The sequence below is a fragment of the Cupriavidus sp. WGlv3 genome (assembly GCF_023952475.1).
Lineage (GTDB): Bacteria > Pseudomonadota > Gammaproteobacteria > Burkholderiales > Burkholderiaceae > Cupriavidus > Cupriavidus phytorum.
Genome location: NZ_JALHRX010000002.1, coordinates 540480 through 566342, shown reverse-complemented (window position 1 = coordinate 566342; position 25863 = coordinate 540480). Strand labels below are relative to the sequence as shown.

Annotated in this window: 18 protein-coding genes; 13 read left to right on the top strand and 5 right to left on the bottom strand. The window is 67.6% G+C overall.

The window, feature by feature from the left end; genetic code table 11:
- The first annotated feature begins 77 nt into the window (after window positions 1-77).
- Window positions 78-905, top strand: coding sequence for an AraC family transcriptional regulator (locus tag MKD38_RS05985; RefSeq protein WP_252675214.1), 828 nt, complete (start codon window positions 78-80; stop codon window positions 903-905).
- A 77-nt stretch (window positions 906-982) separates the two neighbouring features.
- On the top strand, window positions 983-1408 hold the full coding sequence (locus MKD38_RS05980; RefSeq protein ID WP_252675213.1) for a cupin domain-containing protein: 426 nt from the start codon (window positions 983-985) through the stop codon (window positions 1406-1408).
- A gap of 96 nt (window positions 1409-1504) precedes the next feature.
- On the opposite strand, the gene MKD38_RS05975 is transcribed toward MKD38_RS05980, so the two are convergent.
- Window positions 1505-3181, bottom strand: a complete 1677-nt coding sequence (locus tag MKD38_RS05975; RefSeq protein WP_252675212.1) for an amidohydrolase — start codon at window positions 3179-3181, stop codon at window positions 1505-1507.
- 68 nt (window positions 3182-3249) lie between these two features.
- Complete coding sequence (locus tag MKD38_RS05970) at window positions 3250-4782, bottom strand: amino acid permease (protein WP_252675211.1); 1533 nt, start codon at window positions 4780-4782, stop codon at window positions 3250-3252.
- Between the two features lie 471 nt (window positions 4783-5253).
- On the opposite strand from MKD38_RS05970, the gene MKD38_RS05965 reads away from it, so the two are divergent.
- On the top strand, window positions 5254-6930 hold the full coding sequence (locus MKD38_RS05965; protein WP_252675210.1) for a phospholipase D family protein: 1677 nt from the start codon (window positions 5254-5256) through the stop codon (window positions 6928-6930).
- An 89-nt stretch (window positions 6931-7019) separates the two neighbouring features.
- Entirely contained in the window at window positions 7020-8105 is a 1086-nt protein-coding gene (locus tag MKD38_RS05960) for a Zn-dependent alcohol dehydrogenase (protein WP_252675209.1), read from the top strand.
- A 47-nt stretch (window positions 8106-8152) separates the two neighbouring features.
- Here MKD38_RS05960 and MKD38_RS05955 read toward each other — a convergent pair whose 3' ends face one another.
- From MKD38_RS05955 to MKD38_RS05945, 3 genes are all read right to left on the bottom strand, one after another.
- On the bottom strand, window positions 8153-8659 hold the full coding sequence (locus tag MKD38_RS05955; protein WP_252675208.1) for a DUF6630 family protein: 507 nt from the start codon (window positions 8657-8659) through the stop codon (window positions 8153-8155).
- Between the two features lie 26 nt (window positions 8660-8685).
- Entirely contained in the window at window positions 8686-9375 is a 690-nt protein-coding gene (locus tag MKD38_RS05950; RefSeq protein ID WP_252675207.1) for an ArsR/SmtB family transcription factor, read from the bottom strand.
- A 97-nt stretch (window positions 9376-9472) separates the two neighbouring features.
- Window positions 9473-14692 (bottom strand): trifunctional serine/threonine-protein kinase/ATP-binding protein/sensor histidine kinase, encoded by a 5220-nt coding sequence (locus MKD38_RS05945; RefSeq protein ID WP_252675206.1) that lies wholly within the window; start codon window positions 14690-14692, stop codon window positions 9473-9475.
- Between the two features lie 257 nt (window positions 14693-14949).
- Here MKD38_RS05945 and MKD38_RS05940 point away from each other — a divergent pair, with 257 nt between their 5' ends.
- The 9 genes from MKD38_RS05940 (at window position 14950) to MKD38_RS05900 (ending at window position 25842) form a co-directional block, all read left to right on the top strand.
- Window positions 14950-15945, top strand: a complete 996-nt coding sequence (locus tag MKD38_RS05940) for a Bug family tripartite tricarboxylate transporter substrate binding protein (RefSeq protein ID WP_252675205.1) — start codon at window positions 14950-14952, stop codon at window positions 15943-15945.
- Window positions 15946-16271: 326 nt separating this feature from the next.
- Entirely contained in the window at window positions 16272-17267 is a 996-nt protein-coding gene (locus MKD38_RS05935; protein ID WP_252675204.1) for a tripartite tricarboxylate transporter substrate binding protein, read from the top strand.
- 69 nt (window positions 17268-17336) lie between these two features.
- Window positions 17337-18134, top strand: coding sequence for an enoyl-CoA hydratase/isomerase family protein (locus MKD38_RS05930; RefSeq protein WP_252675203.1), 798 nt, complete (start codon window positions 17337-17339; stop codon window positions 18132-18134).
- 4 nt (window positions 18135-18138) lie between these two features.
- Complete coding sequence (locus MKD38_RS05925; protein ID WP_252675202.1) at window positions 18139-20241, top strand: acetate--CoA ligase family protein; 2103 nt, start codon at window positions 18139-18141, stop codon at window positions 20239-20241.
- Window positions 20238-21101 carry an alpha/beta fold hydrolase gene (locus MKD38_RS05920; RefSeq protein ID WP_252675201.1) on the top strand — a complete coding sequence of 288 codons (864 nt, stop codon included), beginning with the start codon at window positions 20238-20240 and terminating at the stop codon, window positions 21099-21101. Before MKD38_RS05925 ends, MKD38_RS05920 begins: the two co-directional genes overlap by 4 nt.
- A gap of 12 nt (window positions 21102-21113) precedes the next feature.
- Window positions 21114-22448 carry an MmgE/PrpD family protein gene (locus MKD38_RS05915; protein WP_252675200.1) on the top strand — a complete coding sequence of 445 codons (1335 nt, stop codon included), beginning with the start codon at window positions 21114-21116 and terminating at the stop codon, window positions 22446-22448.
- 126 nt (window positions 22449-22574) lie between these two features.
- Window positions 22575-23378 (top strand): IclR family transcriptional regulator, encoded by an 804-nt coding sequence (locus MKD38_RS05910; RefSeq protein ID WP_252675199.1) that lies wholly within the window; start codon window positions 22575-22577, stop codon window positions 23376-23378.
- 114 nt (window positions 23379-23492) lie between these two features.
- Window positions 23493-24167 (top strand): alpha/beta hydrolase, encoded by a 675-nt coding sequence (locus tag MKD38_RS05905; RefSeq protein ID WP_252675198.1) that lies wholly within the window; start codon window positions 23493-23495, stop codon window positions 24165-24167.
- A gap of 52 nt (window positions 24168-24219) precedes the next feature.
- A complete protein-coding gene (locus MKD38_RS05900; protein ID WP_252675197.1) occupies window positions 24220-25842 on the top strand; it encodes an ATP-binding protein in 1623 nt (540 codons plus the stop codon).
- Window positions 25843-25863: the final 21 nt, after the last annotated feature.

The window sequence follows — 25863 nt, the reverse complement described above, 5'->3', positions numbered from 1 at the left end:
ATGCCGCAGGCGGCCCTGCACCGCACCGATGATCCGTGCGCCAGCGCGGACCCCGCAAGCGACCCACGCCCTACACCATGAACCGACCAGCCTCCCTCTCACGCTCCGACTGGGTGCGGCACGCCAGGCCGACGGAAGGCGTCGAGCGTATCGAAGCGTGGTTTCACGGCAAGGCGTATGCCCTGCACCGCCACGATACCTACGCGATCGGTCGCACGCTTGCTGGGGTGCAGCGTTTCAGCTATCGGCGCAGCCAGCGAGACAGCCTGCCCGGCAACACCATCGTGCTGCATCCCGACGAACCGCACGATGGCCAGGCAGGCACCGACGAAGGCTTCCGCTACCGGATGATCTACGTCGAGCCGGTGCTGTTCCAGAACGTGCTGGGCGGGCGCGCGCTGCCGTTCCTCGAAGGCGGCGTCACGACGGACCCGCGCCTCGCGGCGGCCACCGAGGCACTGCTGCAGCATGTCGGCTGCACGCTCGAGCCGCTCGAGCAGAGCGATGCACTGGCCGACCTGGCGCATGCGCTGGCCGCCGTCGCCGGCACACCCGCGCGGCGGTCCCGGGGCGACTATCTGGCCGCGTGCCGTGCACGCGAGTATCTGCATGCCAACTGCACGCGCGTGGTCACGCTGGACGAGCTCGAAGCCGCGACGGGGCGCGACCGCTGGAGCCTGTCGCACGACTTCCGCACGTTCTACGGCACCAGCCCGTATCGCTATCTGACCATGCGCCGCCTCGATGCGGTGCGCCACCTGCTGCTCGCGGGCAGGTCGCTGGCTGACGCGGCCGCGGCGGCGGGTTTCGCCGACCAGAGTCACATGACGCGGCACTTCGCCAAGACCTTCGGGCTGACGCCGGGGCGCTGGCTGCAAGTCGCGGGAAGCATCCGGGGCGCCTGAGAATCTCCCACGATCGTTCAATACAACCGCAATGCGCATGCGTATCCTCAACCGTCAACTTGTGAACGGAGAGAACCATGTCCCAATCCGCTAGCCATTCCCGCGCACCGGCCGGCCGCGGCCAGTGCCAGAGCATTGACCTGGTCCGCAAGATCGCGCAGATCGACGGACACTGGCAACCGCGCGTCGTCGCGGAAATGAACGACTACCAGTTCAAGGTCGTGAAGGTCGAAGGCGAGTTCGAGTGGCACCGGCATGCCGACACCGACGAGACCTTCATCGTCCTCGAAGGCGAGTTGCGCATCGATTTCCGGCAGGGGCCCGCGGGCGACGGTTCGATCGTGCTGCGGCCCGGCCAGATGGCGGTGGTGCCGAAGGGCGTCGAGCACAAGCCCCGCGCTGACGCGGAAGTGAAGCTGCTGCTGATCGAGCCGCGCGGCGTGGTCAACACGGGCGACGGTCCGGCGGGCGAGCGTACGGTCGACAACGACCAGTGGATTTGAGGCGCGCTTCAAAAAAAAAGCGGCACCCTTACGGTGCCGCGCTTGTCACGCCGCAGCCTGCCCGTACGGGCAGGCCACTGGTGCACTACCGCGTGATTACCGTTTGCCGTCCTTCGCGTACACGCGCTCGCCGGCCACCCACGTCTGCAGCACCTGCGTCTTCCAGATATCGGCAGGCTTGACCTTGAACACGTCCTGGTCGACCAGGATAAAGTCCGCCCACTTGCCGGGCTCGAGCGAGCCCAGCGTCTTCTCCTGGTGCTGGGCGTAGGCCGCGTTCAGCGTGAAGGCGCGGAAGGCCTGCGGCAGGGTCATGGCTTCCTCTGCATGCCAGCCCTTGATCGGGCGGCCTTCATGGTCGGTGCGGGTCACCGCGGCGTGCAGGCCGTAGAACGGGTTGGCCGATTCCACCGGAAAGTCCGAACCGCCCGCGATCACGGTGCCTTGCCTGAGCAGCGTCTGCCAGGCGTAGGCGCCCTTGATGCGGTCCTTGCCGACGCGGTCTTCGGCCATGTTCATGTCGCTGGTCGCGTGCGTGGGCTGCATCGATGCGATCAGGTCCAGCGACTTGAAGCGCGGGATGTCCGGCAGCGCGATCACCTGTGCGTGCTCGACGCGGTTGCGTAGTGCGCGCCCGCCCACGTCCTTGTACGCCGCTTCCACGGCGTCAAGCACCTGGTGGTTGGTGGCGTCGCCGATGGCGTGGATATTGACCTGGTAGCCGGCCTTGATCGCGGTCTTGACCGCGGCCTGCATCGCGGCATCGCTCATGAACAGCAGGCCGCTGTGCACGTGGTCGTCCGAGTACGGTGCCATCAGCGCCGCGCCGCGGCTGCCGAGCGCGCCGTCGCCGTACAGCTTGACCGCGCGCAGGTAGTAGCGATCGTTGCCGTAGCCCGACAGCGGACCGTTGGCCGACAGCGTCTTGAAGTCGTCGCCGGTGTCGCGGATCATGCCGTAGATGCGGGTGGTCAGCTTGCCCTGGTCGGCGAACTCGCGGTAGATCCGGTCTTCGGCGACGGTCACGCCGGCGTCGCCGGCGGCGGTCAGGCCGAGCGCGTTCATGTGGGCCAGCGCGGCGGCCAGCGCGGCGCGTCGGTCGTCGTCGCTGTACGGCGGGATCACGTTGTTGACCAGCGCCATGGCCTTGTCGACCAGCACGCCGGTGGGGTTGCCGCTGGCATCGCGCTCGATGCGCCCGCCGGCCGGATCCCTGGTGTCGCGCGTGATGCCGGCGGCCTGCAGCGCCTTGGTGTTCAACCACGCGGCGTGGCCGTCGACGCGCACCAGCCGCACCGGGCGGTCCGACACCGCGGCGTCGAGCTCGGCGGCGGTCGGGAAGCGGCCCAGCTTCCAGTTCACCTGGTTCCAGCCATAGCCCAGCAGCCACTTGCGCTGCGGGTTCTTGTCGCCATAGGCGCGGATCATGCCCTGCGCTTCGGCCAGCGTGCGCGTGCCCGACAGCGAGATCTCGGTGGTCTTGAAGCCCAGGCGGAACACGTGGCCGTGGGCATCGATCAGGCCCGGCAGCAGGGTCTTGCCCTGGCCGTCGATGCGCTGCGCGCCCGGATACTGCGCGCGCAGGGCGGCGGCGTCGCCGGTGGCCAGCACCTTGCCCTGGTCGAATACCAGCCCGGTGAAGCGGGTGACCTTGTCCTGCTGCAGGGTATAGCCCTGCACCGATTCCACCAGCGTGGGCGCGGCGTGCGCGGGCAGGCCCAGGGCCATGCCGGCGCCAAGCGCCAGCAGGCTGATGCGGATTGCTTTCTTCAAAGCGATGCTCCTTGTTGTTGTGCTTTTTTGCTTGTTACTGCGGATTGCCAGGCGCCCGGGAACGGCGCCTATTCACCGGCCGCCGGCACGGCGGTGCACGTTATGGCGGCATCGCGGGCCGGCAGCGCGGGGAATTCCATCTCGGCATAGGGCACGAAGCGCGTCTTGCGCGCGATGCGGTAGCCCAGCCAGATCAGCAGGAAGATCGGGATGCCGATATAGGTGGCGGTCACGCTGACCCAGTCGATCTTGCCGCTGGTAAAGGCCTGGTAGTTCTGGCCCAGCGTCACGACCAGGCACAGCCCGAAGGCAAAGATCGGCCCGTAGGGGAAGAACGGCGAGCGATAGGGCAGCCGGTCCAGGTCATGCCCCTGGGCGACAAAGCCCTTGCGGAAGCGGTAATGGCTGACGGCGATGCCGAGCCAGGCAATGAAGCCGGTCATGCCCGACAGGTTCAGCAGCCACAGGTACACCGACTTGCTTTCGAACAGCGAGGTCAGGAAGCACAGCGCACCGACCGCGGTGGTGGCCAGCAGCGCCACCAGCGGCACGCCGTTGCGCGTCAGCCGGGCAAACACGCGCGGCGCGCGGCCCTCGGTGGCCAGGTTGTACAGCATGCGGGTCGAGGCATACATGCCGGAGTTGCCGGCCGACAGCACCGCGGTCAGGATCACCGCGTTCATCACGCCGGCGGCAAAGGCCAGGCCCGCATGGCGGAACACCAGCGTGAACGGGCTTACGCCCACGGTCTGCACGTCGCTCTTGAGCAGGCTCGGGTCGGTGTAGGGAATCAGGATGCCGATGATCAGGATCGCCAGCACATAGAACAGCAGGATGCGCCAGAACACCTGGCGCACGGCGCGCGGGATGTTCCTGGCCGGATCGGCCGATTCGCCGGCGGCGACGCCGATCAGCTCGGTGCCCTGGAACGAGAAGCCGGCAATCATGGCCACGCCGATCAGCGCGGGCAGCCCGCCGACGAAGGGCGCATCGCCGGTGGTCAGGTTGGCCAGGCCGTGGCTGGCCGCCATGTCGCCGCGCAGGATGCCGAAGATCATCAGCGTGCCAATGCCGATAAAGGCCACCACCGTCACCACCTTGACCAGCGCGCACCAGTATTCGGCCTCGCCGAAGCCGCGCACCGAGATCGCATTGAGCGCGAACATCAGCCCCAGAAACAGCGCGCTCCACAGCACGCCGGGCGTGTCGGGGAACCAGTACTGCATCACCAGCTGCGCCGCGGCCAGCTCCACCGCGATGGTCACGGCCCAGTTGTACCAGTAGTTCCAGCCCAGCGCGAAGCCGAAGCCCTCGTCGACATAGCGCGCGCCATAGGTGGCGAACGAGCCCGACACCGGCATATAGGCCGCCAGTTCGCCCAGGCTGGTCATCAGGAAATAGACCATCGCGCCGATCAGGATATAGGCGGCGAGCGCGCCGCCGGGCCCGGCCTGCGCGATGGTGGCACCCGAGGCCACGAACAGTCCGGTGCCGATCGAGCCGCCGATGGCGATCATGGTGAGATGGCGGGCGCGCAGCGTGCGGCGCAGCGTGGGCGCGGGTGCGCCGGCGGAGGAGGGCTGGGAGGGTTGTGTCGACATCGGAATCCGGTCTGGGCGCGCCGTGCGGTACAAGCCACGAAGGGACGCAAAGGGGCGCGAAGGCGCGCAACTATGCCGGCATCGCCGGGCGGCCGCAAGCTGCGCCAGGCCGCCAGCCGCGCGGGCGGCGACACATGCCGCAGGGCCTCCTCCCGGTGCTACCGGCCGGTATATTGGGCGGCATCATAAGAGAAATCGCTGTGCAGGGAAAGCCGCTGCCGCCCGCCTGGCACGGGTGCCCTGCGTCAAGTGCCGCCCTCGCCGCCGCATGCCGGCCTGCCCGCCGGCCCGCTCGTTGGCCACGTTGCGGTGTAGGACAAACTCCCGGCGCGGACAGGAATGGCACCGCTGCCGGGGCCGGCGCGCGGGGTATATCTTGCGAGGTAGCAGGCGCTGCACGCCGGCCGGTGCGAGGACCCGGCCACCGGCCCATCCCCGTTCCTTCATTCACCGGCGCAGGGAGACTGACGGATGTTCCAGACGCACAGCGAGGTTCCGTTCGACGCCCGGCGGCCGATCGCCGCGGCGCGTGCCGGCGCCGGCTGGTGCCGGCGCGCGACCCGGCTGGCCGCGATCGCGCTGGCCGGCCTGTTTGGCATCGCGGTGCTGGGCGGCTGCGCCAGCCTGCCGGCGCAGGCGGAGCGCACCCCGTCGACTGCCCCGGCCAATACCAGCGACACGCCGCTGGGCAAGGTGCTGGCGCCGCGCCTGGCCAAGCGCCCGGGCGAGTCGCTGTTCTACCCGCTGCAGTCCGGTCCCGACGCGCTCGCCGCGCGCCTGGCGATGGCGCGCGCGGCGCAGCGCAGCCTGGACCTGCAGACCTATATCTTCGAGCCGACCGGCACCGGCGCGGCCGTGCTGGGCGACATCCTGGATGCGGCCGACCGCGGCGTGCGCGTGCGCATGCTGCTCGACGACCTGCATACCGGCGGACTCGACAAGGTCCTGTCGGCGATCGATTCGCATCCGAATATCGAAGTGCGGCTGTTCAACCCGTTTGCCAACCGCAGCGTGCGCTGGCTGGAAATGCTCGTGGGATTCAACCGCCTCGACCGGCGCATGCACAACAAGTCGATGACGGTGGACAACCAGATCACGCTGCTGGGCGGGCGCAATGTCGGCGACGCGTATTTCTCGGCGCGCAACGACATGGACTTCAGCGACCTCGACGTGCTGGTGGCCGGGCCGGCGGTGCCGCAGGTGTCGGCGGTGTTCGACGAATACTGGAATGACGCGTCTTCCTATCCCGTGGTGGCGCTGATCCCGGCAGGCAAGGAAGCGCCGGTGGAAATGCGCAGCCTGCGCAAACGGCTGGAGGCGCGCGGCGACCAGGCCGTGGCCAGCCCCTACGTGCAGGAGTTGCTGGATTCTGGCCTGGCCAAGGGGATCGAGAGCGGCCATATGCCCGGCTACTATGGCAAGGCCGTGGTGGTCTCGGACAAGGCGGCCAAGATCACCCACCAGACCGACGACGATCCGGGCCACGCCACTGCCCGGCTGGAGAAGATGATCAGCAACGCGCAGAAGGAGGTGTTGCTGATCTCGCCCTACTTCGTGCCCGACGATGACGGCGAAGCCTGGCTGATCGCGCTGGCGCGACGCGGCATCCGCGTGCGCATCCTGACCAACTCGTTTGCCGCCACCGATGTCAGCCCGGTGCACGCGGGCTACGCACCGCACCGCCGGGCGCTGGTCGCCGCCGGCGTGGAGCTGTACGAGCTCAAGCCCAGCGCCTACGCCGAGCTGGCCAACCGCGGCAAGGCCGCACGCGGCTCACGCTCGCGCGCCTGGCTGTCGTCCAGCCGCGCCAGCCTGCACGCCAAGAACTACATCGTCGACCGGCGCCTGGTCTTTATCGGCTCGCTCAACATGGACCCGCGCTCGGCCAAGCTGAATACCGAGATGGGCGTGGTGCTCGACAGCCCGGCGCTGGCCGAGCGCATGACCCGGTCCACCGAAGACGGCCTGCTCGACATGGCTTACCGCGTCGGGCTGCAGACCGATGGCGACGGCGGCAATCCGCGCCTGACCTGGACCACGCGCGAGAAGGGACAGCTGGTGGTGTACGACCGCGAGCCCGACATGGGCCCGCTGCAACATCTGGGGATCGGCGTGCTGCGTGTGCTCCCGATCAAGGAAGAGCTTTAAAGCGGGTCCTCCGGGTGGACCGCGGCTTTCCTGAACCTCGGTTTGGGGGTATTTTTTCCGGCACCGTAGCTCCCGTCCGGAGGAATTCCATGAAAGCTGCAGTGCTGCATCAACCCAGGACGCCGCTGGTGATCGAAGACGTGGCCATCGGCAAGCCGGGACCGCGCGAAGTGCTGGTGCGTACCGCCGCCGTCGGCGTGTGCCACTCCGACCTGCATTTCGTGGACGGCGCCTACCCGCATCCCGTCCCCACCATCCCGGGCCACGAGGCCGCAGGCGTGGTCGAGCAGGTCGGCTCTGAAGTTCGCACGGTCAAGCCCGGCGACCACGTGATCACCTGCCTGTCGGCCTACTGCGGCCATTGCGAGCATTGCCTGACCGGCCACCTGTCGCTATGCGCCGAGCCCGATACCCGACGCCGCGAAGAGGAGGAGCCGCGCTTGCAGGCCGCGCATGGCCACGCCATGCACCAGTTCCTGAACTTGTCCGCCTTCGCTGAGCAGATGCTGATCCACGAGCACGCGCTGGTGGCGATCCGGCGCGACATGCCGCTGGACCGCGCCGCGCTGATCGGCTGCGCAGTGACCACCGGCATGGGCGCCGTGATCCATACCGCCAGAGTGCAGCCGGGCGAGACCGTCGCCGTGATCGGCTGCGGCGGCATCGGGCTGGCCACGGTCAACAGCGCCGCCATCGCCGGCGCGGGCCGCATCATCGCCATCGACCGGGTGCCCGGCAAGCGCGAGCTGGCCCGCAAGTTCGGCGCAACCGACGTGATCGACGCCAGCGAGGGCAATGTGCCGGATGCGGTGCGCACGCTTACCGGCGGGGGCGTGCACCATGCCTTCGAGGCCATCGGCCTGAAGGAGACCACCGAGCAGGCCTTTGCCATGCTGCGCCGCGGCGGCACTGCCACGGTCATCGGCATGATCGCGCCGGGCGTCAAGATCGAGCTGAAGGGCAGTGATTTCCTGGGCGAGAAGCGCATCCAGGGCTCGCTGATGGGCTCCAACCGCTTCCCGGTGGACATGCCGCGCATGGTCGATTTCTACATGGCCGGCCGCCTGCACCTGGACGACCTGATCGCGCAGCGGCTGCCGCTGGAACGCATCAACGACGCCTTCGACGAACTGCGCCGCGGCGAACTGGCGCGCTCGGTGATCCTGTTCGACTAGGCGCACGGCGCGGCCGGGGCGGGGCCGGTAAGCCCGCCGGCCGGCGTTCAATAAGGCTGGTCCGCCGGCCGCACCTCGAAGCGCAGGATTTCGGCCAGATCCAGCATCTCTTCGTCATCCTCGCTGCGCGTGATCCAGCCGGCGTAGGCGTCGCCGCCGGTATCCCAGTTCCACAGCGTATAGCCGGCCACGCGTAGCTGGTTGTGCGCCAGCTCCATCAGTTCCGGCACGCTGGTGCTCTCCAGGAAGGCCTCGTCCTCGGGGTCGTCGGTGCCCCAGTCGAGCTCCAGGTCCATGCGCTCGCACAGCTGGGTCAGGCAGCCGATAAAGGACTGCGCATCCTTCCAGTCGACAAAGAACCCGGACTGCCAGTCGATCACCTCGCGGATCACCCACAGCAGTTCCGGCCCGTCGGTGTCGTCGTCCTCGGCATCGAGCAGGGCATCCTCGAACATCGCCTGCTGTGCCGAGGTCTGGGCGCTGTCGCCGAGGTTGATCAGGGCGAAGAAACGCGCGATCGCGTCCTGCGTGTCGTCGTCCAGCGGTGTGGCCATCTTTTTTCTCCGGTTGCCGCGGCGCGCTAGGCCGCGATGCGGATGATCTCGCGTTGGCCCGCCGGTGTCACGCGCAGCGCGCGCGAGGTGCGCGTGGGCTCGATCCAGCCGCGCGCCAGCAGGCTGCCCAGCAGCGCCGCGCCCAGCGCGCCGCCCAGGTGCGGCTTGCGCTCGCTCCAGTCCGGACAGGTGCAGGCAAACTGCCGCCGCTTGCGGCGCGCCGCATCCACGTCCACGCCCAGCCGCGCCAGCGCCTGCGCGCCGTCGCCGCTGAGCTCGACGCGCGGCCCGTCCAGCATCAGCCAGCGCGACAGCGTCATGCGCTCGAACAGCCCCACCGCCATCTCGCCCGCCAGGTGGTCATAGCAGGTGCGCGCCTGGCGCAGCGCCGGCGGCGCCGTGCGCGACACCGGCACCGCCCGCAGCCGCGGCGGCTGGCTTGCCAGCGACGCCGACGCCAGCGCCTCGATCGCCACCCCGATCTCCGGCGCCGCCAGCCGGTAATAGCGGTTGCGCCCGCGCGTCTCCGCCACCAGCAGGCCGCCTTCGGACAAGCGCGCCAGGTGCCCGCTGGTCGAAGACGCCGACAGGCCGGCGATCAACGCCAGCTCGCCGGCGGGCCGGGCGCTGCCGTCCATCAGCGCCCATAGCATGGCGGCACGGCCGGGATCGGCGAGCAGGCTGGCGAGGTGGCTGATGCCGGGGGTGTAATCCATGGTTTGGGTTTGGGTGAAGGGTGTGATGCGGAGTATAGGACGGGGCTGGCAAGAAGGGTGGCCAATGCAAATCCAGTTCCGCATCCCCTCCCTTCCATTACGACGGAACGCCGCAGTTCCCTTCGGGCGCGGTTTCGGTGGCCTGTAATGTGAACTCGAATACGGCGCCCCGTGGCCGGTTCGGCCACGCGTGCAGGCGCCCACCATGCGCTTCGAGGATGGCGCGACAGATCGACAGGCCCATGCCCAGGCCTTCGGCCTTGGTCGTGTAGAAAGGCTGGAACACCTGCTCCGTATCGGCAGGCAGGCCGACACCGACGTCGTGCACCGTGACCACGACTTCATGCGCCGGGCTGACTGCGGTGCGTACAGTGAGTTCGCGTGAATGCTCGAGGATCTCGCGCATTGCCTCGACGGCATTGATCACCAGATTCAGCAACACTTGCTGCAACTGGATCTTGTCAGCCCACACCAAGGGTAGCGCCGGCAGCAGTTCGGTTTTCAGGATGACCTGGGTGCGATCCAGTTCGCCGGCGAAGAGCGGCAGCGTCTCGGCGATCATCTCGTTGAGATTGATCCGCTGCGCTTGCGGCCCGGCCTTGCGCAGCATCGCGCGCATGCCCGCGATAACGCTGCCAGCGCGTTCTCCTTGCTCGACAATGGCATCCAGGGCTGCGACCGCCTGCTCGAGGTCCGGTTGCTTGCGATTGAGCCACCGTAGCGCGGCGCGTGCCTCGATGGTCAATGCCGCGATTGGCTGGCTCACCTCATGGGCGATTGACGCTGTCAGCGCGTTGAGTGTCGTGACGCGGCTTGCGTGAGCCAACTCTGCATGGGCCTGACGCAGGGATTCATCTGCGCGTCGGCGGTGCTCAGAAAGCCGGCTGTTCTCAATGGCACTGGCCGCCTGGAACGCCAGCAGCTTGATCACCTCGATCCGTGCCGGAACGAACACGCCTGGCGCAAGTGCGTTTTCAAGATAAAGCACTCCGGTCAGCCTGCCTTGATTCAGCAGCGGCAGGCACAGCATCGAACGTGCCCGGCGTTGGCAAACAAAGGGGTCGGCGGAAAAGGCCCCGCTGGCGGATCCATCGTTCATGACCACGTGCTCGCGAGATTCCAGCACGTGCTCGATCATCGCCACCGGCATATCGGCCGCATCGAGCGGTCGCACGGACAATGTCACCATGACCGTTTCCTCCCGCACGGCAGCCTCGGCTGCAACGTGATGTTCGGCGCCTTCGGGCAAGATGAGCAGCCCCCGCGTCGCGCCGGCCTGCTCGATTGCGGTCCGGATCAGCGTCGCCAGCAGCCGTTCCAGCCCGGTCTCGCCCGAAATCGCCTCCGAGATCGCGATCACCGTGGCCAGGTCCAGATGCTGGAGCGGCGCGCCAATCGTGCCCATCGACGGCGTGGAGGCAAGGGCGGCTCCCGCATCGGCTGCCAGCGCGGGATATTGCATATCGAGCTGCCAGACCTTGGCGTCTGCACCCCAACGCAGGTAACCGTGACGCGCCTGGCGCAAGTACACCATCGCCACGTTATCGAGCCGACGATCCAGATAAAAGCGCGCCGCCAGTTCGTTCGCCAGCGCCTGAATGTGGATCAGGTCGCTTTCGCGTGCCAAGGCGATAGCCGACTCGTAGCCGCGCATCGCGTCGATGTCGCGTCCTTCGAGCCGGGCAATCTCCGCCTGGACCAGCGTGGCCCGGTGCGCAAACGTCGCCGGACAGCGCCGTGCCCATTGCGCCAACTGCCAGTGGTGCCCTGCCAGGGCGGGAAGGTGCGCGGTGAGTTCACCCTCGACGGCGGGATTGCAGCACGCCGCGCGTGCCAGCGCGGCGTAAAAATGGTACTCGGCCTGCTCGAAATAGGCCGGCGAGGTCCACAGAAGCGGGCGCGCCTGCTCGGCCGCATCCAGTGCCTCGGCCGCGGCGCCAGCCAGATAGCGAGCCTGCAGCTTGCGGATCCCGTACCAGCATGACACCAGCAGCAGGCCCACGTCGCCGCGCAACCGGGCTTCGAACGCGGCTTCGCTGAAATCCTTGGCGTCGAAGCGACCGAACACCGGCGTCAATCCGCGCAGCGTACGGACGAGCTGACGTTGGGGCGCAAGGCGGTCTGCTACCAGCGTGAAGCGCGGCCCCCATGCGAAAACGCTGCCCGAGTCGGCATCGCGTTGCACGCTGGCGAGCGGATCTCCGATCGCCAGCGCATGCGTCATCAGGTTGCTGCGGATGTAGGCGGCATAGGTGAGGTCGCCGATCTGCTGCGTCAACGCCAATGCCTGACGCACGAGGCCGCGCGCGACGCGCAGCGGCTTGGACCAGTGCAGAAGATTCCCGCCAACGACTTGATACACCCGTGCGCGTATCCGATCGATGCCCCGCCGTTCCGCAACCTCGAGCGACAGCCGCTCGAACGCGGCGCCGGCCGGCTCATCGGTGGAGGCGGCCACGTGCAGCATGGCCACCCATGCATAGGCCAGGGCCGATTCGTCGCTGTTGCCATGCGCCAGGCTCAGGTTGACCATGCGCAGCAGCACAAGCCTGCGCAACTGATCGTCGGTGTACCAGGCCGGCTGCACCAGCGCAATCAGCACGCGCATCGTCGCGAGCGCATCGGGGTCCGTCATCGGGGGCAGCGAAGCCAGTTCGGCGATCTCGCGCTCGCCGAGGTGGCGGGCGAACAGCGCCTCCTCGTGCGCCAATGCCGTTGCAGTCGGATGCGATGCCCATTCGACCCCGGCACGCCGCAGGTAGGCCAGCCCAACCGTGACCGCTTCGGCACGGCGCCCGCCGGTCATCAGAAGGCCCAGCTGGAGTTGCGTGAGGACGGCTAGCGCGGTGATCGACGAGGTCCGCGCGGCCAGTGACTCCAGCCGATGCTCTGCGCGCGCCGAATCCCCGGTGAGAAACTCGCTTTCGGCCATGTGCAGCGTCAAGGCGAAGGCGAGATCCTGGTGCCGCGCGAAGCCGTGTTCGCCCAGCAGCGCGAGTCCGATCGACAGATAGTGCAGCGCCGCGGTGTTGGCGCATGCGGACTTGGCGCGCAAGGCGGCAACCAGGTTGAGTTCCGCGAGCCTGTCGCGCTCTTCCTGTATCTCGATGCTCTCGGTCGCGCGGTTCAACTGTCCGACGATGGTAAAGACGTTCGCGTCAATCTCGTCGGACGGCGTGCGCTCGAGCAGCAGCCGGCCGACACGCAAATGGAAGGCCTGCCGCGTTGGCTCGGCGATGCGCGAATAGGCCGCTTCGAGGACTCGGTCGTGGGAGAAGCGCAGCACGTTCTCCCTGCACGAGACCAGCCCAGCGCGCACGGCTTCCCCGACCGCGGGCTCCAGTTCGCGGGCGTCGCCGGGCCAGCCGCGCGCCAGCGTGTCGACCGTGGTGTCGTTGCCAAGGCAGGCAAGCAGGGCCAGCGCCGATCGCGTGCCGGCCGCCAGCCGGTCGATCCGTCCCACCATCAGCGCTACCACGTTGTCGGTCAGCGCCTTGGCGGCGAGCTGGTCGAGGTCCCAGGTCCAGCGTGCCGCGCCGTGATCGAAGTGCAGCAACCCCTCGTGGAACAGCTCGCTGATGAACTGCGTGGCGAAGAACGCATTGCCTGCCGTCTTCTCCATCACCAGTCGCGCAAGCGGCGCACTCGTGTCGGTATTGCAATGGAGCGCGTCGGCGACGAGCTGCCGCAGGTCGGATTCGCCGAGACAACCCAGCTCGACATGGACCACGGCGGCGCCGTCCGCGCGTAACGCATCGACACCGTGGATCGCGCTCTGGTCGTCTGCGCCTTCGTGGCTGCGACAGGTGCAGACCACCAGCAGGTCTGGCGTGCCCGGATCGGTCAGCATCTGGTGCAGCAGCGTGACACTTTCGTCGTCGAGCCACTGGATGTCGTCGAGGCACAGCGTCAGCGGCCGCGCGGTTCTCGCGAGAGCGGCCACGAGGTTGCGCAGCGCAAGCCGCACCTGCGGCCCGGTTTCGCGCGACGGCGTTTCTCGCATCCACGGTACCGGACCGAGCAGCGTCTTCAGTTCGGGCAGCAAGGGCACCAGCGCACCGGCGTTCGGCCCCAGCGCCTGCGCGATGACGGTGCGCCAGGGAGCCATGTCGGCCGCGTGATCTGCCAGTCCAATGCGCAACAGGCCGCTGAGCGCGCGCGCGAGCGTTGCATAGGGCAGCCGTACGCCCGCATCGACGGGCGCCTCGGCCGCCAAGTCAACCGGCGCGTCGGCCTTGCCGGCGGCATGGATCCCGCCGCGCCCGGCAACCGCGCCAGCAAACGACCGCATCAGCGACGTCTTGCCTACGCCAGAATGGCCGGTAACCATCACGATTTCGCTGCGCCCGGTGGAGGCCACGCGCTCGTACGCTTCCACCAGCGTCGCCATGGCTTGCTCGCGACCATAGAGGCGGTCGGGGATGACCCAGGCGTCCGAAAGGTCGCGCTGCCCCAGATCGAACGATGCAATCTGCCCCTGCGCCGACAACGCCCGGCGGCAGTGCTGCAGGTCGCGCACCAGGCCTGCGGCCGTCTGGTAGCGTTCCTCGGGAGCTTTCGCCAGGAGCTTCATGACAAGCGCCGAAAGCATCGCAGGCACGGCTGGGTTGCGCTCTGCCGGCGGCCACGGCGAGCGCGCCAGGTGTGCATGGACCCAGTCCAGGGGTTCACTGGCGACGAAGGGCAGCACACCGGTAAGCATCTGGTAAAGGGTAACACCCAAGGCATACAGGTCGCTGCGTGCGTCGATAGCGCGATTCATCCGGCCCGTCTGTTCTGGCGCCATATAGGGCAGCGTACCGGAGATGTCACTGATGTCCGCACGTGCCTGGGCGCCGCGCGGCACTCGCGACGCGATGCCGAAGCCCGTCAACCAGACCTGGCGCCGGTCCGGCGCCACCAAAACATGGGCGGGCTTCAAATCCTTGTGGATCAGGCCGCGCTGATGGAGATGGCTGACCGCCATGGTTACCGCCACGGCAATGTCGAGAAACATCGCCGGGTCCATCGGCCCACCCAACAGGTGGGCGAGTGGCTCACCGCCGGGATCGTCGAGCAGCAGCACTGCCGTATCGCGCTCGCGCAGGAGCCTTAGCGGGCGGGCGGCCCAGGTCGCATCGATGGTGTCACGAAGCGCATATTCGTGACCGAGCCGGTCAAGCGCGGCCGGGGCGGAGGGATCGTTGGCAGGCCAGACACCGAGCACGGACACCTTGCAACCATCGTCCTGCATCAGCCAGCCGCGGCCGAACAGCCGGTCGCCTGCCTCCCATGTGGAATCAAAGCCTAGGCGTACTCCCGCCTGCGGAAAAAACATGGAAAGCACCGATATCGGGACCAATGTGCAAAAAAAGGGCTAGCTTGCAGGCGCAGCCGGGAGGCCGCATCTTACCAAATCGCCCATGTCGACACATAATCGACACTCGCCCATGCGCCTGCGGTGTTGGATTGATCGCGTGGCAGCCTTCCGTAGTCCGCCCAGTAAATACTTAAATACCTCTGCCGGCCCCGATCGCCTGGCGACAATGGCTTAATTTTTCACCTGTTTTGATTGTGCAAAGACTCGCAGCAATAATGCGATCCGGCGGCTGGTTCGTGGTGGGAGCAACGATCGCGTCGGTTCAGCCAGCGTGGGCCGGCTACCCGGATCAACCCATCACCATCGTCGTGCCTTATCCCCCGGGAGGGCCGGCGGATCTGATGGCGCGCCCGCTTGGCGACGGACTGCAGACCGCGCTGGGCGTGCCTGTGGTGCTTCAATACAAGCCAGGCGCGGGCGGACAGATCGCCTTGCGCCACGTACAACGCGCCAGGAACGATGGCTATACCCTTGTGCTCGCCCTGGCTGCCTACGCGATCGGGCCACTCGTGAGCCGGTCGGCCGGCTACGACCCCGTCAGTGATTTCCAGCCAGTTTCTCTGCTGGCAAAGCAACCCTTGGTTCTGTATGTGGGCGCCACTTCGGAAATCACTTCTGTATCCGACCTGATCGTGCGCGCGAAGTCCCGCCCGGTAACCGTGGCATCGTCCGGATACGGAAATACCAGCCATCTCGCCATCGAGTTGCTCTCGCAATCCGCCGCGATTCAAGTGACCCATGTGCCGTACCACGGCGGCGTCCAGGCGGTCACGGCAGCGATCAGCGGTGACGTGGACGCGGTGTTCGCGGGGGCCGATAGTCTCAGGCACGTCAAATCCGGGAAGTTGCGGGCACTGGCGATTGCGAACGACACGCGTCTGCCAATCGCGCCCGAGACGCCCACCTTTGCGGAAGCAGGGTTGCAGAACATGCTGGTCACCGGGTGGTATGGCGTTCTGGCTCCCAAGGGCACCGCGCGGGAAAGAATCGAGAAACTCGATCTGGCGGTGAAGCATGTCCTGTCCGATTTGTCGAAGAACGAGGTACTTTCAGGTTACGGGTTCAAGGTCGTGCACGCGGGCCCTGCGGACTTCCAAGGGTTTATTCGACAGGAGCTGGCACGCTGGAGCAGGCTGGTCGCTGACCGCAACCTGGTGGCGGATGAGACAGACAGTGGAAAGTCGGGAGCCGCCGGCAATGTTCGGCGGTAAAGAAGGGATTCCCTCCGACTGGGCGGGGTAAATCCGTTCGCATCATCACGCATTTCGGTGGGTGGCGCTCGTTGCCGCCAAGCAATTGTTGCCACCACCGTACTGGCCGAATCCCGGACCGGTAACAACCTGATTTGTCCCACTGGCATCAGCGTGCGCAAGCTGTCTTCGTTCTGCCGCATGCGAATGCAACAACAATTCCATGCAATGGAATTGCAGGGCTGTGCAACGGCCCGCCACGACCTAAGCTGCCTGTAACAAAGAAACGCGCCCGGTGCATGCAGTCCGATGGCCGCGGCGTTCCGACTTGTTCCAGGAGACACAGCATGCATCCGTTCCGTACCGGGCTCTTCCGCTGGCTTGCCACGGCAGCGATCCCATCCCTCATCGCCACGGCGGCGCCCTTGCCCGCACTCGCAGCCTTCCCCGACAAGCCCATCCGCCTGGTGGTGCCGTTCGCTGCCGGCGGTGGCACGGACCTGGTGGCGCGGGCGATGGGCGTCACCATGGGCGAGGCGCTGGGCCAGCCCGTCGTCGTCGAGAACAAGCCGGGCGGCGGCACCATCATCGGCACCGATGCGGTGGCCAAGAGTCCGCCCGACGGCTACACGCTGGTGATGGCGACCATGGCGCACGCGGTCAACCCCAGCCTCCACAAGAAGCTGCCGTTCGATACGGAGAAGGCGTTCGCGCCGGTGATGCTGGTGGGCCGCTCGCCCAACGTGCTGGTGGTGAAGCCGGATAGCCCCATCAAGAGCGTGCAGGACCTGGTCAAGGCTGCCAAGGCCAGTCCCGGCAAGCTGAACTATGCCTCGCAAGGCCCCGGCACTTCGGCGCATCTGGCCGGCGAGTTGTTCAAGAAGATGGCCAGGGTCGAGATGAACCACATTCCTTACCGTGGCGCCGGCCCGGCGATCACGGACCTGCTTGGCGGGCAGGTCGATGTGATGTTCGCCACCGCGGCCGCGGTCGCACCGCACCTGCACAGCGGCAAGCTGCGCGCGGTGGCGGTCACGACCGCGCAGCGCTCGCAGGCGCCGGCATTGAGCCAGGTGCCGACGATCGCGGAAAGCGGTGTGCCGAACTACGCGGCGGATAGCTGGTATGGCCTGTTCGTGCCCGCGGGCACGCCACCTGCGGTGATCACGCGGCTGAACGCCGCGGCCAGGAAGGCCGTGCATACCGAGGCGTTCCGCAAGCGCGCCGAGCAGGAGGGGCTAGCCATCGGTGGCGGCACGCCGGACGAGTTCGGCCGCTACGTCAAGGCCGAGAGCGTGCGCTGGAGCAAGGTGATCCAGGAAGCCAACATCACCGCCGACTGAACGCGGCACGCGTCCAGAACACATCGCACCGACCACACACATACGGACACGCACGGAACCGACACAACCATGAATGACTATTCCCTGATTGAACTGAAGATCGAAGCCGGCATCGCGCTGCTTGCCTTCAACCGCCCCGACAAGCGCAATGCCATCAGCGACGACATGCGCTCGGAGTTCATCGACGCGCTCGAGCGCGTGGCGGCGGACCGGGCCATCCGCGCGCTGGTGCTTACCGGCAACGGCAAGGGCTTCTGCGCCGGCGGCGACGTGGCCGGCATGCAACGCCGCATGGAAGCGCCGCAGGGCGAGGTGGGTTTCAACGGCTGGAGCCGCCAGCAGCGGGTCCATCACACCGTCAAGCTGCTCCACACCATGCCCAAGCCCACCATCGCCGCGGTCAACGGTGCCGCGGCCGGGCTGGGTGCCGATACCGCGCTGTGCTGCGATTTCGTGCTGGCGTCCGAATCGGCGTCGTTCTCCTGGTCCTATATCAACCGGGGCCTGATCCCCGATGGTGGCGGCATGTATTTCCTGCCGCGCCGCGTGGGGCTGTCGACGGCAAAGGAACTGGTCTTCACGGGCCGCAAGGTCGAGGCGCGGGAAGCCAAGGCCCTCGGCATCGCCGACCGCCTGAGCCAGCCCGAAGCGCTGATCGACGACGCGCTGGCCTGGGCGGCGGAACTGGGCCAGGGCTCGGCCACCGCGATCGCGCTGGGCAAGAGCATCATGAACCAGTCCTTCGAACTGCCCGCCGACCAGGTCTTCGCGCAGGGCAGCCAGGCGCAGGGCATCTGCTACACCAGCACCGAGCATCGCGAGTCGGTGCTGGCTTTCCTGAACAAGACCGCTGCCGCCCGGGCCTGACACCATGAATGCGATCCAACGACTCGTCACGCCGCGCAGCGTTGCCGTGATCGGCGCTTCCGCCGATCCCGCCAAGACCGCCGGCCGCCCGGTTTCCTACCTGCGCAAGCATGGCTTCAGCGGGGCGATCTACCCGGTCAACCCCAAGGTCGAGTCGATCGACGGGCTGCGCTGCTATCCCGACATTGCCTCGCTGCCCGAAGTGCCGGACGTCGGCATCGTGCTGCTGGGCGCTGAACGGGCCCACCTGGCGGTGCGCGACCTGGCGGCGCGCGGCGCGGGCGCGGCGATCGTGCTGGCGAGCGGCTATACCGAGACCGGCGCCGAGGGCGCGCGGCGCCAGGCCCAGCTGATCGAGGCGGCCGGCAGCATGCGCCTGCTGGGGCCCAATACCATCGGCCTGGTCAACCTGACCGACAATATCCCGCTGTCGGCCAGCGGCGCGCTGGAGATGGACCAGTTCCCGGCCGGCAGCATCGGCGTGGTGTCGCAAAGCGGCGGCATCCTCGGCGCCTTGCTGTCGCGCGCCGCGGCGCGCGGCATCGGGCTGTCCAAGCTGGTTTCGACCAGCAACGAAGTCGACCTGGATCTGGCCGACTTTATCGATTACCTCGCCGATGACGAGGCTACCCGCGTGATCGCGCTGTATGTCGAAAGCGTGCGCAACCCGAAAACATTCCGCCGTGCTGCGCTGAAGGCCGCGCGCGCCGGCAAGCCGGTGGTGGCGTTCAAGATCGGCCGCTCCGAAAGCGGCGCGCGCGCCGCGGTGTCGCATACCGGCGCACTGGCCGGTGCGGATCGCATGTACGACGCGCTGTTCGAACAGGTTGGCGTGATTCGCGCGCAGACTTTCTCGGACCTGCTCGACATGCCCGCCGCCCTGGCCACCGGGCGCAAGCTGACCGGCAACCGTGTGGCGATCCTGACCTCGACCGGCGGCGCCGGCACGCTGGTCTCTGACAGCCTGGGCGTGGCCGGCTTCGAGACACCGGCGCCGGACGAGGCAACCGCGGCGAAGTTGCGCGCGCTGCAGCAGGGGGACCACGCCGCGCTCGACCGCAACCCGATCGACGTCACCCTGGCCGGGCTACAGCCTGACCTGCTGCGCGCCGCGATCCGCATCTTGCTCGAGAGCCCGAGCTATGACGCGGTGGCAGTGATCGTCGGCTCGTCCAGCCTGGCGATGCCGGACCTGATGGCCAATGCCATTCGCGACTGCCTGCCCGACAGCGACAAACCGGTGATTGCTTACGTGAGCCCGCATGCGCCCGAAGTCGCGTCGCTGCTGAATCGTCGTGGCGTGCCGGCGTTTTCCGCGCCGGAGGCGTGCACGGTGGCGATCGATGCGATGCTGCGTGCCGGCAAGCTCCGCGCGGTTGACGAAGCGGGCACCCCCACGCTGCCGTTGCCGGATCTCGGCGCTTATGGCACCGGTTCGATCGACGAAGCCGCGGCCAAGACCTTGTTCGCCGGTTTCGGCGTACCGGTCGCAAAGGAGGTGGTGGTTGCCGATGGCGCCGAGGCCACGGCGGCGGCGCAAGGCTTCAGCGGCAATGTCGTGCTGAAGATCCTTTCGGCCGAGATTACCCACAAGAGCGATGTCGGTGGCGTGGCCGTCAATGTCCCGCCGGCAGAGGTGGCAAGCCGGCTGGCAAGAATGGCGAGCGATGTGCAGTCGGCCACGGGGATCGCGCCCCAACGCTTCCTGGTGCAGGAAATGGTCAAGGGCGGCGTCGAAGTGATTCTCGGCATGCACCGCGACGCGCTCGGCACTGCGATCCTGCTCGGCATGGGCGGCGTGACCGCGGAGCTGTTCGGCGATACCACGCTGCGGCTGCTGCCTGGCGAGGGGGGACTGACCCGCGACGCCGCGCTGGCGATGATCGGGCGCCTGAAGACCACCCCGTTGCTGCAGGGCTTCCGTGGCCGGCCGAAGGCGGATGTGGACGCGCTGGCCGAGGCGATCGTCGCCTTCTCGCGCATGGTCGCCACGCTGGGCGACCAGCTGGTCGAGGCCGAGATCAATCCCGTCTTCGTGCTGCCCGCAGGGCAGGGCGTGGTGGCCGCCGACGGCGTGGCGGTGCTGGCCGGCCACGACAAGCCTTGACGGGTACGGCCATGTGCAGCGAGCGCAAGGATGTGCTGGCGACTTCGGTCGATGGCTGCGACGTCGTCTGGCGCAGCTTTGGCGAAGGCCCGGCGACCGTGCTGCTACATGGCGGCCATGGCAACTGGCAGCACTGGGCGCGCAATATCGGGCCGTGGTCCCGCACCCGCCGGCTGCTGGTGCCGGACATGCCCGGCTTTGGCGAATCGGGTGCGGCACCGCGCGCCGACCTGCCGGGACTGGTCGAGGTGCTGGCCCGGTCGCTGGCGCAGCTGTCGCCGGGCCGCGTCGACGTGGTGGGATTTTCCTTCGGCGCGCTGGTGGCGGCGCATCTCGCCACCCGCGATGGCCGTGGCGATGTCGAAGTCGGCCGGCTGGCGTTGCTCGGGCCGGCCGGCCACGGCGGTCCGCGCCGGATGGCGCGGGAGTTGCTCGACTGGCGCCGCTGTCCGGATCCGCAGTCGCTTGCCGAGGCCATGCGCCACAACCTGGCAGCCTTCATGATTAACAATCCGGCCGCCATCGATGGCGAAGCGGTGGCCATCCACACGCGCGCGTGTCGCGCGACGCGCTTCCACAGCAAGTCGATCTCGCGCGCGGGCGGATTGCAGCAGGCGCTTGCGCACTTTCCCGGCCCGGTATGGATGATCTGGGGCGAAGCCGATGTCACCATGTCGCCCGAAGCGCTTGCCGCGATCGCCCGGGACTCGCGCGGCACATCGGCCGATGCAGCGCAAGTCCGGGTCAGCGTGGTGCCCGGCGCCGGGCATTGGGTCCAGTATGAGGCCCACGCACGAGTCAACACATTGCTGCAGCCCTGGCTGCAGCAATCCGCAGGCATCCCGGCGCAGGCCGGCTGAGGAGGATCCATCTTGCACGCAACCGAAGCCTTCGGGCCCTTCTTCAGTACGATCAAGGCAGGGCCGCTAGCCCCCGAGGTGCTGCATCATGCGAAGCGCGCGCTGGTCGACTGGCACGCGGCGCTGTTCCCCGGCATCGGCACCGAGGCGGTCCAGCGCCTGCAGGGCGTGCTGGCAGAAGAGCTTGGCCGCGGCAACGCCATGCTGCCGATGGGGCAACGCGCCACCGCGCGCGCTGCGGCGCTGCTCAATGGCGCTGCCGCCCACGCGGCGGAGATCGACGACAGTTTCCGTGATGCGATGTATCACCCCGGCGCAGCGACCATCGCCGCCGCCATGGCGGCGTCGCAGGACGTGGGCGCCAGCGGCGAGACGCTGCTCAAGGCCATCGTGGTGGGCTATGAAGTGTCAACGCGCATCGGCGTCGTGCTGGGCCGGGCCCACTATCGCTTCTGGCACAGCACTGCTACCGTCGGCACTTTCGGCGCGGCGGCGGCCGCGGCCTTCCTTTATGGCGCAAGCGAGGCGCAGCTGGCCCACGCGCTGGCCACCGCGGCGACCTTCGCCGCCGGACTGCAGCAGGCGTTCCGCATGGACTCGATGTCCAAGCCGCTGCACGCGGGCCGGGCTGCGGAGGGCGGGTTGCTTGCCGCCCGCGCCGCCGTTGCCGGCATCACAGGTTCGCTCGATGTGCTCGACGGTGACACCGGCATGGGGCGGGCGATGTCGGATGGCCCCGACTGGAACGGGCTGGCCTCGACGCTCGGGCAAGACTTCCATATTTGCCGGCTGACCTTCAAGAACCACATTGGCTGCGGCCATACCTTCGCGGCCATCGACGGCGCGCTGGCGCTGAAAGCGCGGCTGGGCATCGAAACCGCCCAGATCCGCCGCATCCGTGTCGCCACCTATCGTCCGGCGCTGGATATCGCCTGCTATCTCGACCCCAGCAGCGAGAACGAAGCCAGGTTCAGCCTCAGGTTCATCGTCGCCGCCGCGCTGGTGCATGGCAGCGTGCGGCTGTCGGCTTATACACCGGAACGGTTGCGGGACCGCGAGACGCGCCGGCTGATGGACTGCATGACGGTCGAGGTCGACCCCGTCATCGACGGCTGGTTTCCTGGCAAGCGCGCGGCAAGGGTCGAGTTCGAAACGACGGACGGTGCCACGGCAGACTACCTGCAGCCCAACCGCAAGGGCGATCCGGAGGATCCGCTGACCGACGCCGACCTCGACGGCAAGCTGATGGAGCTGGCGTCGCCGGTGATCGGCGCAGATGGCGCGCGCCGGCTGGCGCAGCAGATCTGGAGCGTCGAGACGGCGCCGGCGGTCACGCTGTTTGGCTAGTGGCCCGGACAAGCTGCGCGGATATGCTACGGTGCCAGCGATGCGGCGGGTCGCCAGCACGCATAGTCGCGCTGGGCGCTGGATGCCGCCTTCCAACCGCATGATGGCAAGCAGCAACTCCGGGTCATGGCAAACAGCATCGTCAATACCGAACGGATCAAGCCAGGCAAGGGCAAGGCCACGCCCAACCGTTCGCTCGAACGCGGCATTGCCGTGCTGCGTGCCTTCCGTGCCGGCTCCTCCGTGCTCGGCAACGGCGAGATTGCCGAGCGTACCGGGCTGTCGCGCTCGACGGTCAGCCGCCTGACACAATCGCTGGTCGAGACCGGCATGCTCGAGTACATCCCGACATCCCGCGCCTACCGCCTCGGTGTCCCGGTCCTCTGCATGGCACATGCGATGCGCGACAGCTCGCAGGTCCTCAAGGCGGCCACGCCGATGATGGTCGAGGTCGCCATGCAGCACCGCATCAATGTCGGGCTGGCGGTGGCCGAGGCCGACGAGATGGTCTACCTGGAATCGTTCCGCTACAACCGGCGCCAGTCGCTGCGCACGGTGGTGAGCGGACAGCGCATCCCGATGGCGCTGACCTCCCTCGGCCGCGCGCACCTTGCAACGCTGTCCCCCGAAGCCTTCAGCGCGATGATGCGGGTCCTGGCCGACAAGAACCGCGGCCGGGGCTGGGGTGAACTGCGCCGGCAGATCGAGGCCGCGGTGGCCTCGGTGCATGAGAAGGGCTACTGCGTCGCGTCATGGCAGCCTCAGGTCGTAGCCATCGCGGCACCGATGCGCTTCGAAGGCTATGCGGTCCATGTGCTCAACGTAAGCATCGCCACGCCGCAGGAGCCCGCCGCTGTCGAAGCCACGCTGGCGGTGCCGCTGATGAAGCTTGCCGCTGCGATACAGGCGCGGGTGGCGCGGGAAGCGTAGGGCATCGATCCCTCTGTGCCCTGCGGGATCGGCTAGCGCGGAGTGGTGTTTGTATGTAATATACAAAATATCACCATATCGGTGCGGCCACGCAGCCGCCCCGCCGGAGACGCCATGCTCGACCCGTCCCTGTTCGGCCGCTTGTCCTTTGCCGCCGCGACGCCGCATGCCGGGCCGCTGTACGCCGGCCGGCACCGGCTTGGCGTAGCCGAGGAACGCGATGCCGTGCTGTTCGTCCCGGAAGGACTGGCAGCCCAGGCCCCAGTGCCCCTCATGGTCATGTTCCACGGCGCCGGCGGTTTTCCCGAAAAAGTCCTGCCGCATCTCGAAGCCCATGCGCAGCGGCACCGCTTCCTGGTGCTGGCGCCGCATTCGCTTTATCCCACCTGGGACATCGTCATTGGCGGCAACGGGCCAGACCTGCAGCGGCTGCACCAGGCGCTGAGCGCGGTGACATCGCGCTACCGGATCGATCCGCAACGGCTGGCCTTTGCCGGATTCTCGGATGGCGCCAGCTATGCGCTGTCGCTTGGCATTACCAACGGCGATATCGCCAGCCATGTGATCGCATTCTCCGGCGGTTTCATGTCGGTGTTCATGCAGACCGGCATTCCCAAGGTATTTGTCGCGCACGGGCTGGCGGATGAGCAATTGCCGATTGCCAGCGGGCGCGCGCATGCGGCCAGGCTGCGCGCCGCGGGCTATGACGTGGAATACGTCGAGTTCGACGGGCCGCATGTCATCCATGCGCCGGTGGTCGAGCGCGCGATCGATTTCTTCCTGCAGTGAAACCCTGGCCGCTGGCCGGGCGCGGCCACGCCATTGAACTGGAGTGCGGTACATGGATTTCGAGATTCCGGAGGCGCTGATCCATCCCCTGCTGGCGATGATCGAAACCGGTTCGCCGCTGGCCCGGCAACTGCAGCAACACGGTGTGTGCCACGGCAATATGCTGGTATCGAGCAAGCTGTTCGATGCGCATGCGCTCAGTTCGCTCTATACGCTCAGCAAGACCCAGAACGAGCGCGCGCTGATGTTTCAGATGCTGGCGCTGGACAACATCTACAACGCGCCGCAGGCACGGGTGATTCCGGGGCTGGACCAGCTGGTGGCGGGGCTGGCCGCCTACCTGTCGCGCGATGCCATCGACGGCTGGCTGTACCAGCGCAACCGCGACGGCGTGCTGCTGCCCTGGCTGGTGCGCCGCATGCGTTATGTATTGCCCGAGCAGGGCATGGCCTACGTGGTGGTGGACCTGCTCGCCAATACGATGCAGTCGGCCAATTCCGCGCTGACCGACCACCACCTGCGCCGCTCCGGCATGACCACCTCGATGGTGATCACCCGCGACGATATTGCCAACCGCACCATCCCGGAGTTGCTGGCCGAATTCGGCTTCTACAAGGAGTGCGCGGAATTCCGCCAGGAATATGAACAGCACGCGCAGCGCTTCGTGCGCTGCCAGCGCGGCTTCGGCGCGCAGTTCGTCGCGACGCGCGCGGCGTTCTCGGTCGATGCCAAGGGCGCGGCGGAGCTGATCCCGATCGCCGATGGCACGAGCGCGCGCTGCGTGAACGACGAGGAGCGGCTGGAGCGCCGTTTCGAGATGACCTGCGACCCCTCGTTCTGGCGCGAGGCGGGCATCATGGAGGGCTTCGAGCGGGTGCCGCTGCATGGCTACGTGCACCTGTTCCACCTGGAGTGGCACCGCAATATCTGGGTCCACGTGCAGCACCTGGCCGAGTACCGCTACCAGCCCGCGCTGCGCGACAAGCTGGTGCTGCCCGCGCACCACCGCGACCTGATCGACATCCTGACCTCGCACATGGACATGCTGGCGCCGGACTTCGTGCCGGGCAAGTCCGGCGGCACTACCATCCTGTGCCAGGGCGCGCCCGGCCTGGGCAAGACGCTGACCGCCGAGGTCTATGCCGAGGTGGTCGGCAAGCCGCTGTACCGCGTGCACTCAGGCCAGCTGGGCACCACCGCGGCGTCGGTGGGGGCCACGCTGATGACCATCCTGCGCCGCGCCATGCGCTGGAACGCGATCCTGCTGCTGGACGAAGCCGACGTCTATATCCGCCGCCGCGACAACGACCTCGAGCACAACGCCATCGTCGCCGAGTTCCTGCGCACGCTGGAGTACTTCAGCGGCCTGCTGTTCATGACCACCAACCGCATCGGCGACGTCGACGATGCCATCCTGTCGCGCTGCATCGCCACCATCCACTACACCACGCCGTGCCGCGAGGATGCCGTGCGGCTGTGGCGGCTGCAGGCGGCGCAGTTCGGCGCGGAACTGGACGATGCGCTGATCGATGCGCTGACCGACGCCTACCCCACCGCGAGCGGGCGCGACATCAAGGAACTGCTGAAGCTGGCAACGCGCTACGGCAAGGCCAGGGAGATTCCGCTGTCGATGGACGTTTTTCGCCTGTGCGGGCAATTCCGCGGAATTGGCTGACCACTGGGGCATACCGGCAAA

What these genes read in the sequence shown, in the direction of transcription:
- MKD38_RS05925 (WP_252675202.1), top strand. Translation starts at nt 18,139, where the DNA reads ATGAATGCGATCCAACGACTCGTCACGCCGCGCAGCGTTGCCGTGATC.
- MKD38_RS05955 (WP_252675208.1), bottom strand. Translation starts at nt 8,659, where the DNA reads ATGGCCACACCGCTGGACGACGACACGCAGGACGCGATCGCGCGTTTC.
- MKD38_RS05980 (WP_252675213.1), top strand. Translation starts at nt 983, where the DNA reads ATGTCCCAATCCGCTAGCCATTCCCGCGCACCGGCCGGCCGCGGCCAG.
- MKD38_RS05950 (WP_252675207.1), bottom strand. Translation starts at nt 9,375, where the DNA reads ATGGATTACACCCCCGGCATCAGCCACCTCGCCAGCCTGCTCGCCGAT.
- MKD38_RS05900 (WP_252675197.1), top strand. Translation starts at nt 24,220, where the DNA reads ATGGATTTCGAGATTCCGGAGGCGCTGATCCATCCCCTGCTGGCGATG.
- MKD38_RS05960 (WP_252675209.1), top strand. Translation starts at nt 7,020, where the DNA reads ATGAAAGCTGCAGTGCTGCATCAACCCAGGACGCCGCTGGTGATCGAA.
- MKD38_RS05970 (WP_252675211.1), bottom strand. Translation starts at nt 4,782, where the DNA reads ATGTCGACACAACCCTCCCAGCCCTCCTCCGCCGGCGCACCCGCGCCC.
- MKD38_RS05940 (WP_252675205.1), top strand. Translation starts at nt 14,950, where the DNA reads ATGCGATCCGGCGGCTGGTTCGTGGTGGGAGCAACGATCGCGTCGGTT.
- MKD38_RS05945 (WP_252675206.1), bottom strand. Translation starts at nt 14,692, where the DNA reads ATGTTTTTTCCGCAGGCGGGAGTACGCCTAGGCTTTGATTCCACATGG.
- MKD38_RS05930 (WP_252675203.1), top strand. Translation starts at nt 17,337, where the DNA reads ATGAATGACTATTCCCTGATTGAACTGAAGATCGAAGCCGGCATCGCG.
- MKD38_RS05905 (WP_252675198.1), top strand. Translation starts at nt 23,493, where the DNA reads ATGCTCGACCCGTCCCTGTTCGGCCGCTTGTCCTTTGCCGCCGCGACG.
- MKD38_RS05910 (WP_252675199.1), top strand. Translation starts at nt 22,575, where the DNA reads ATGGCAAACAGCATCGTCAATACCGAACGGATCAAGCCAGGCAAGGGC.
- MKD38_RS05985 (WP_252675214.1), top strand. Translation starts at nt 78, where the DNA reads ATGAACCGACCAGCCTCCCTCTCACGCTCCGACTGGGTGCGGCACGCC.
- MKD38_RS05935 (WP_252675204.1), top strand. Translation starts at nt 16,272, where the DNA reads ATGCATCCGTTCCGTACCGGGCTCTTCCGCTGGCTTGCCACGGCAGCG.
- MKD38_RS05965 (WP_252675210.1), top strand. Translation starts at nt 5,254, where the DNA reads ATGTTCCAGACGCACAGCGAGGTTCCGTTCGACGCCCGGCGGCCGATC.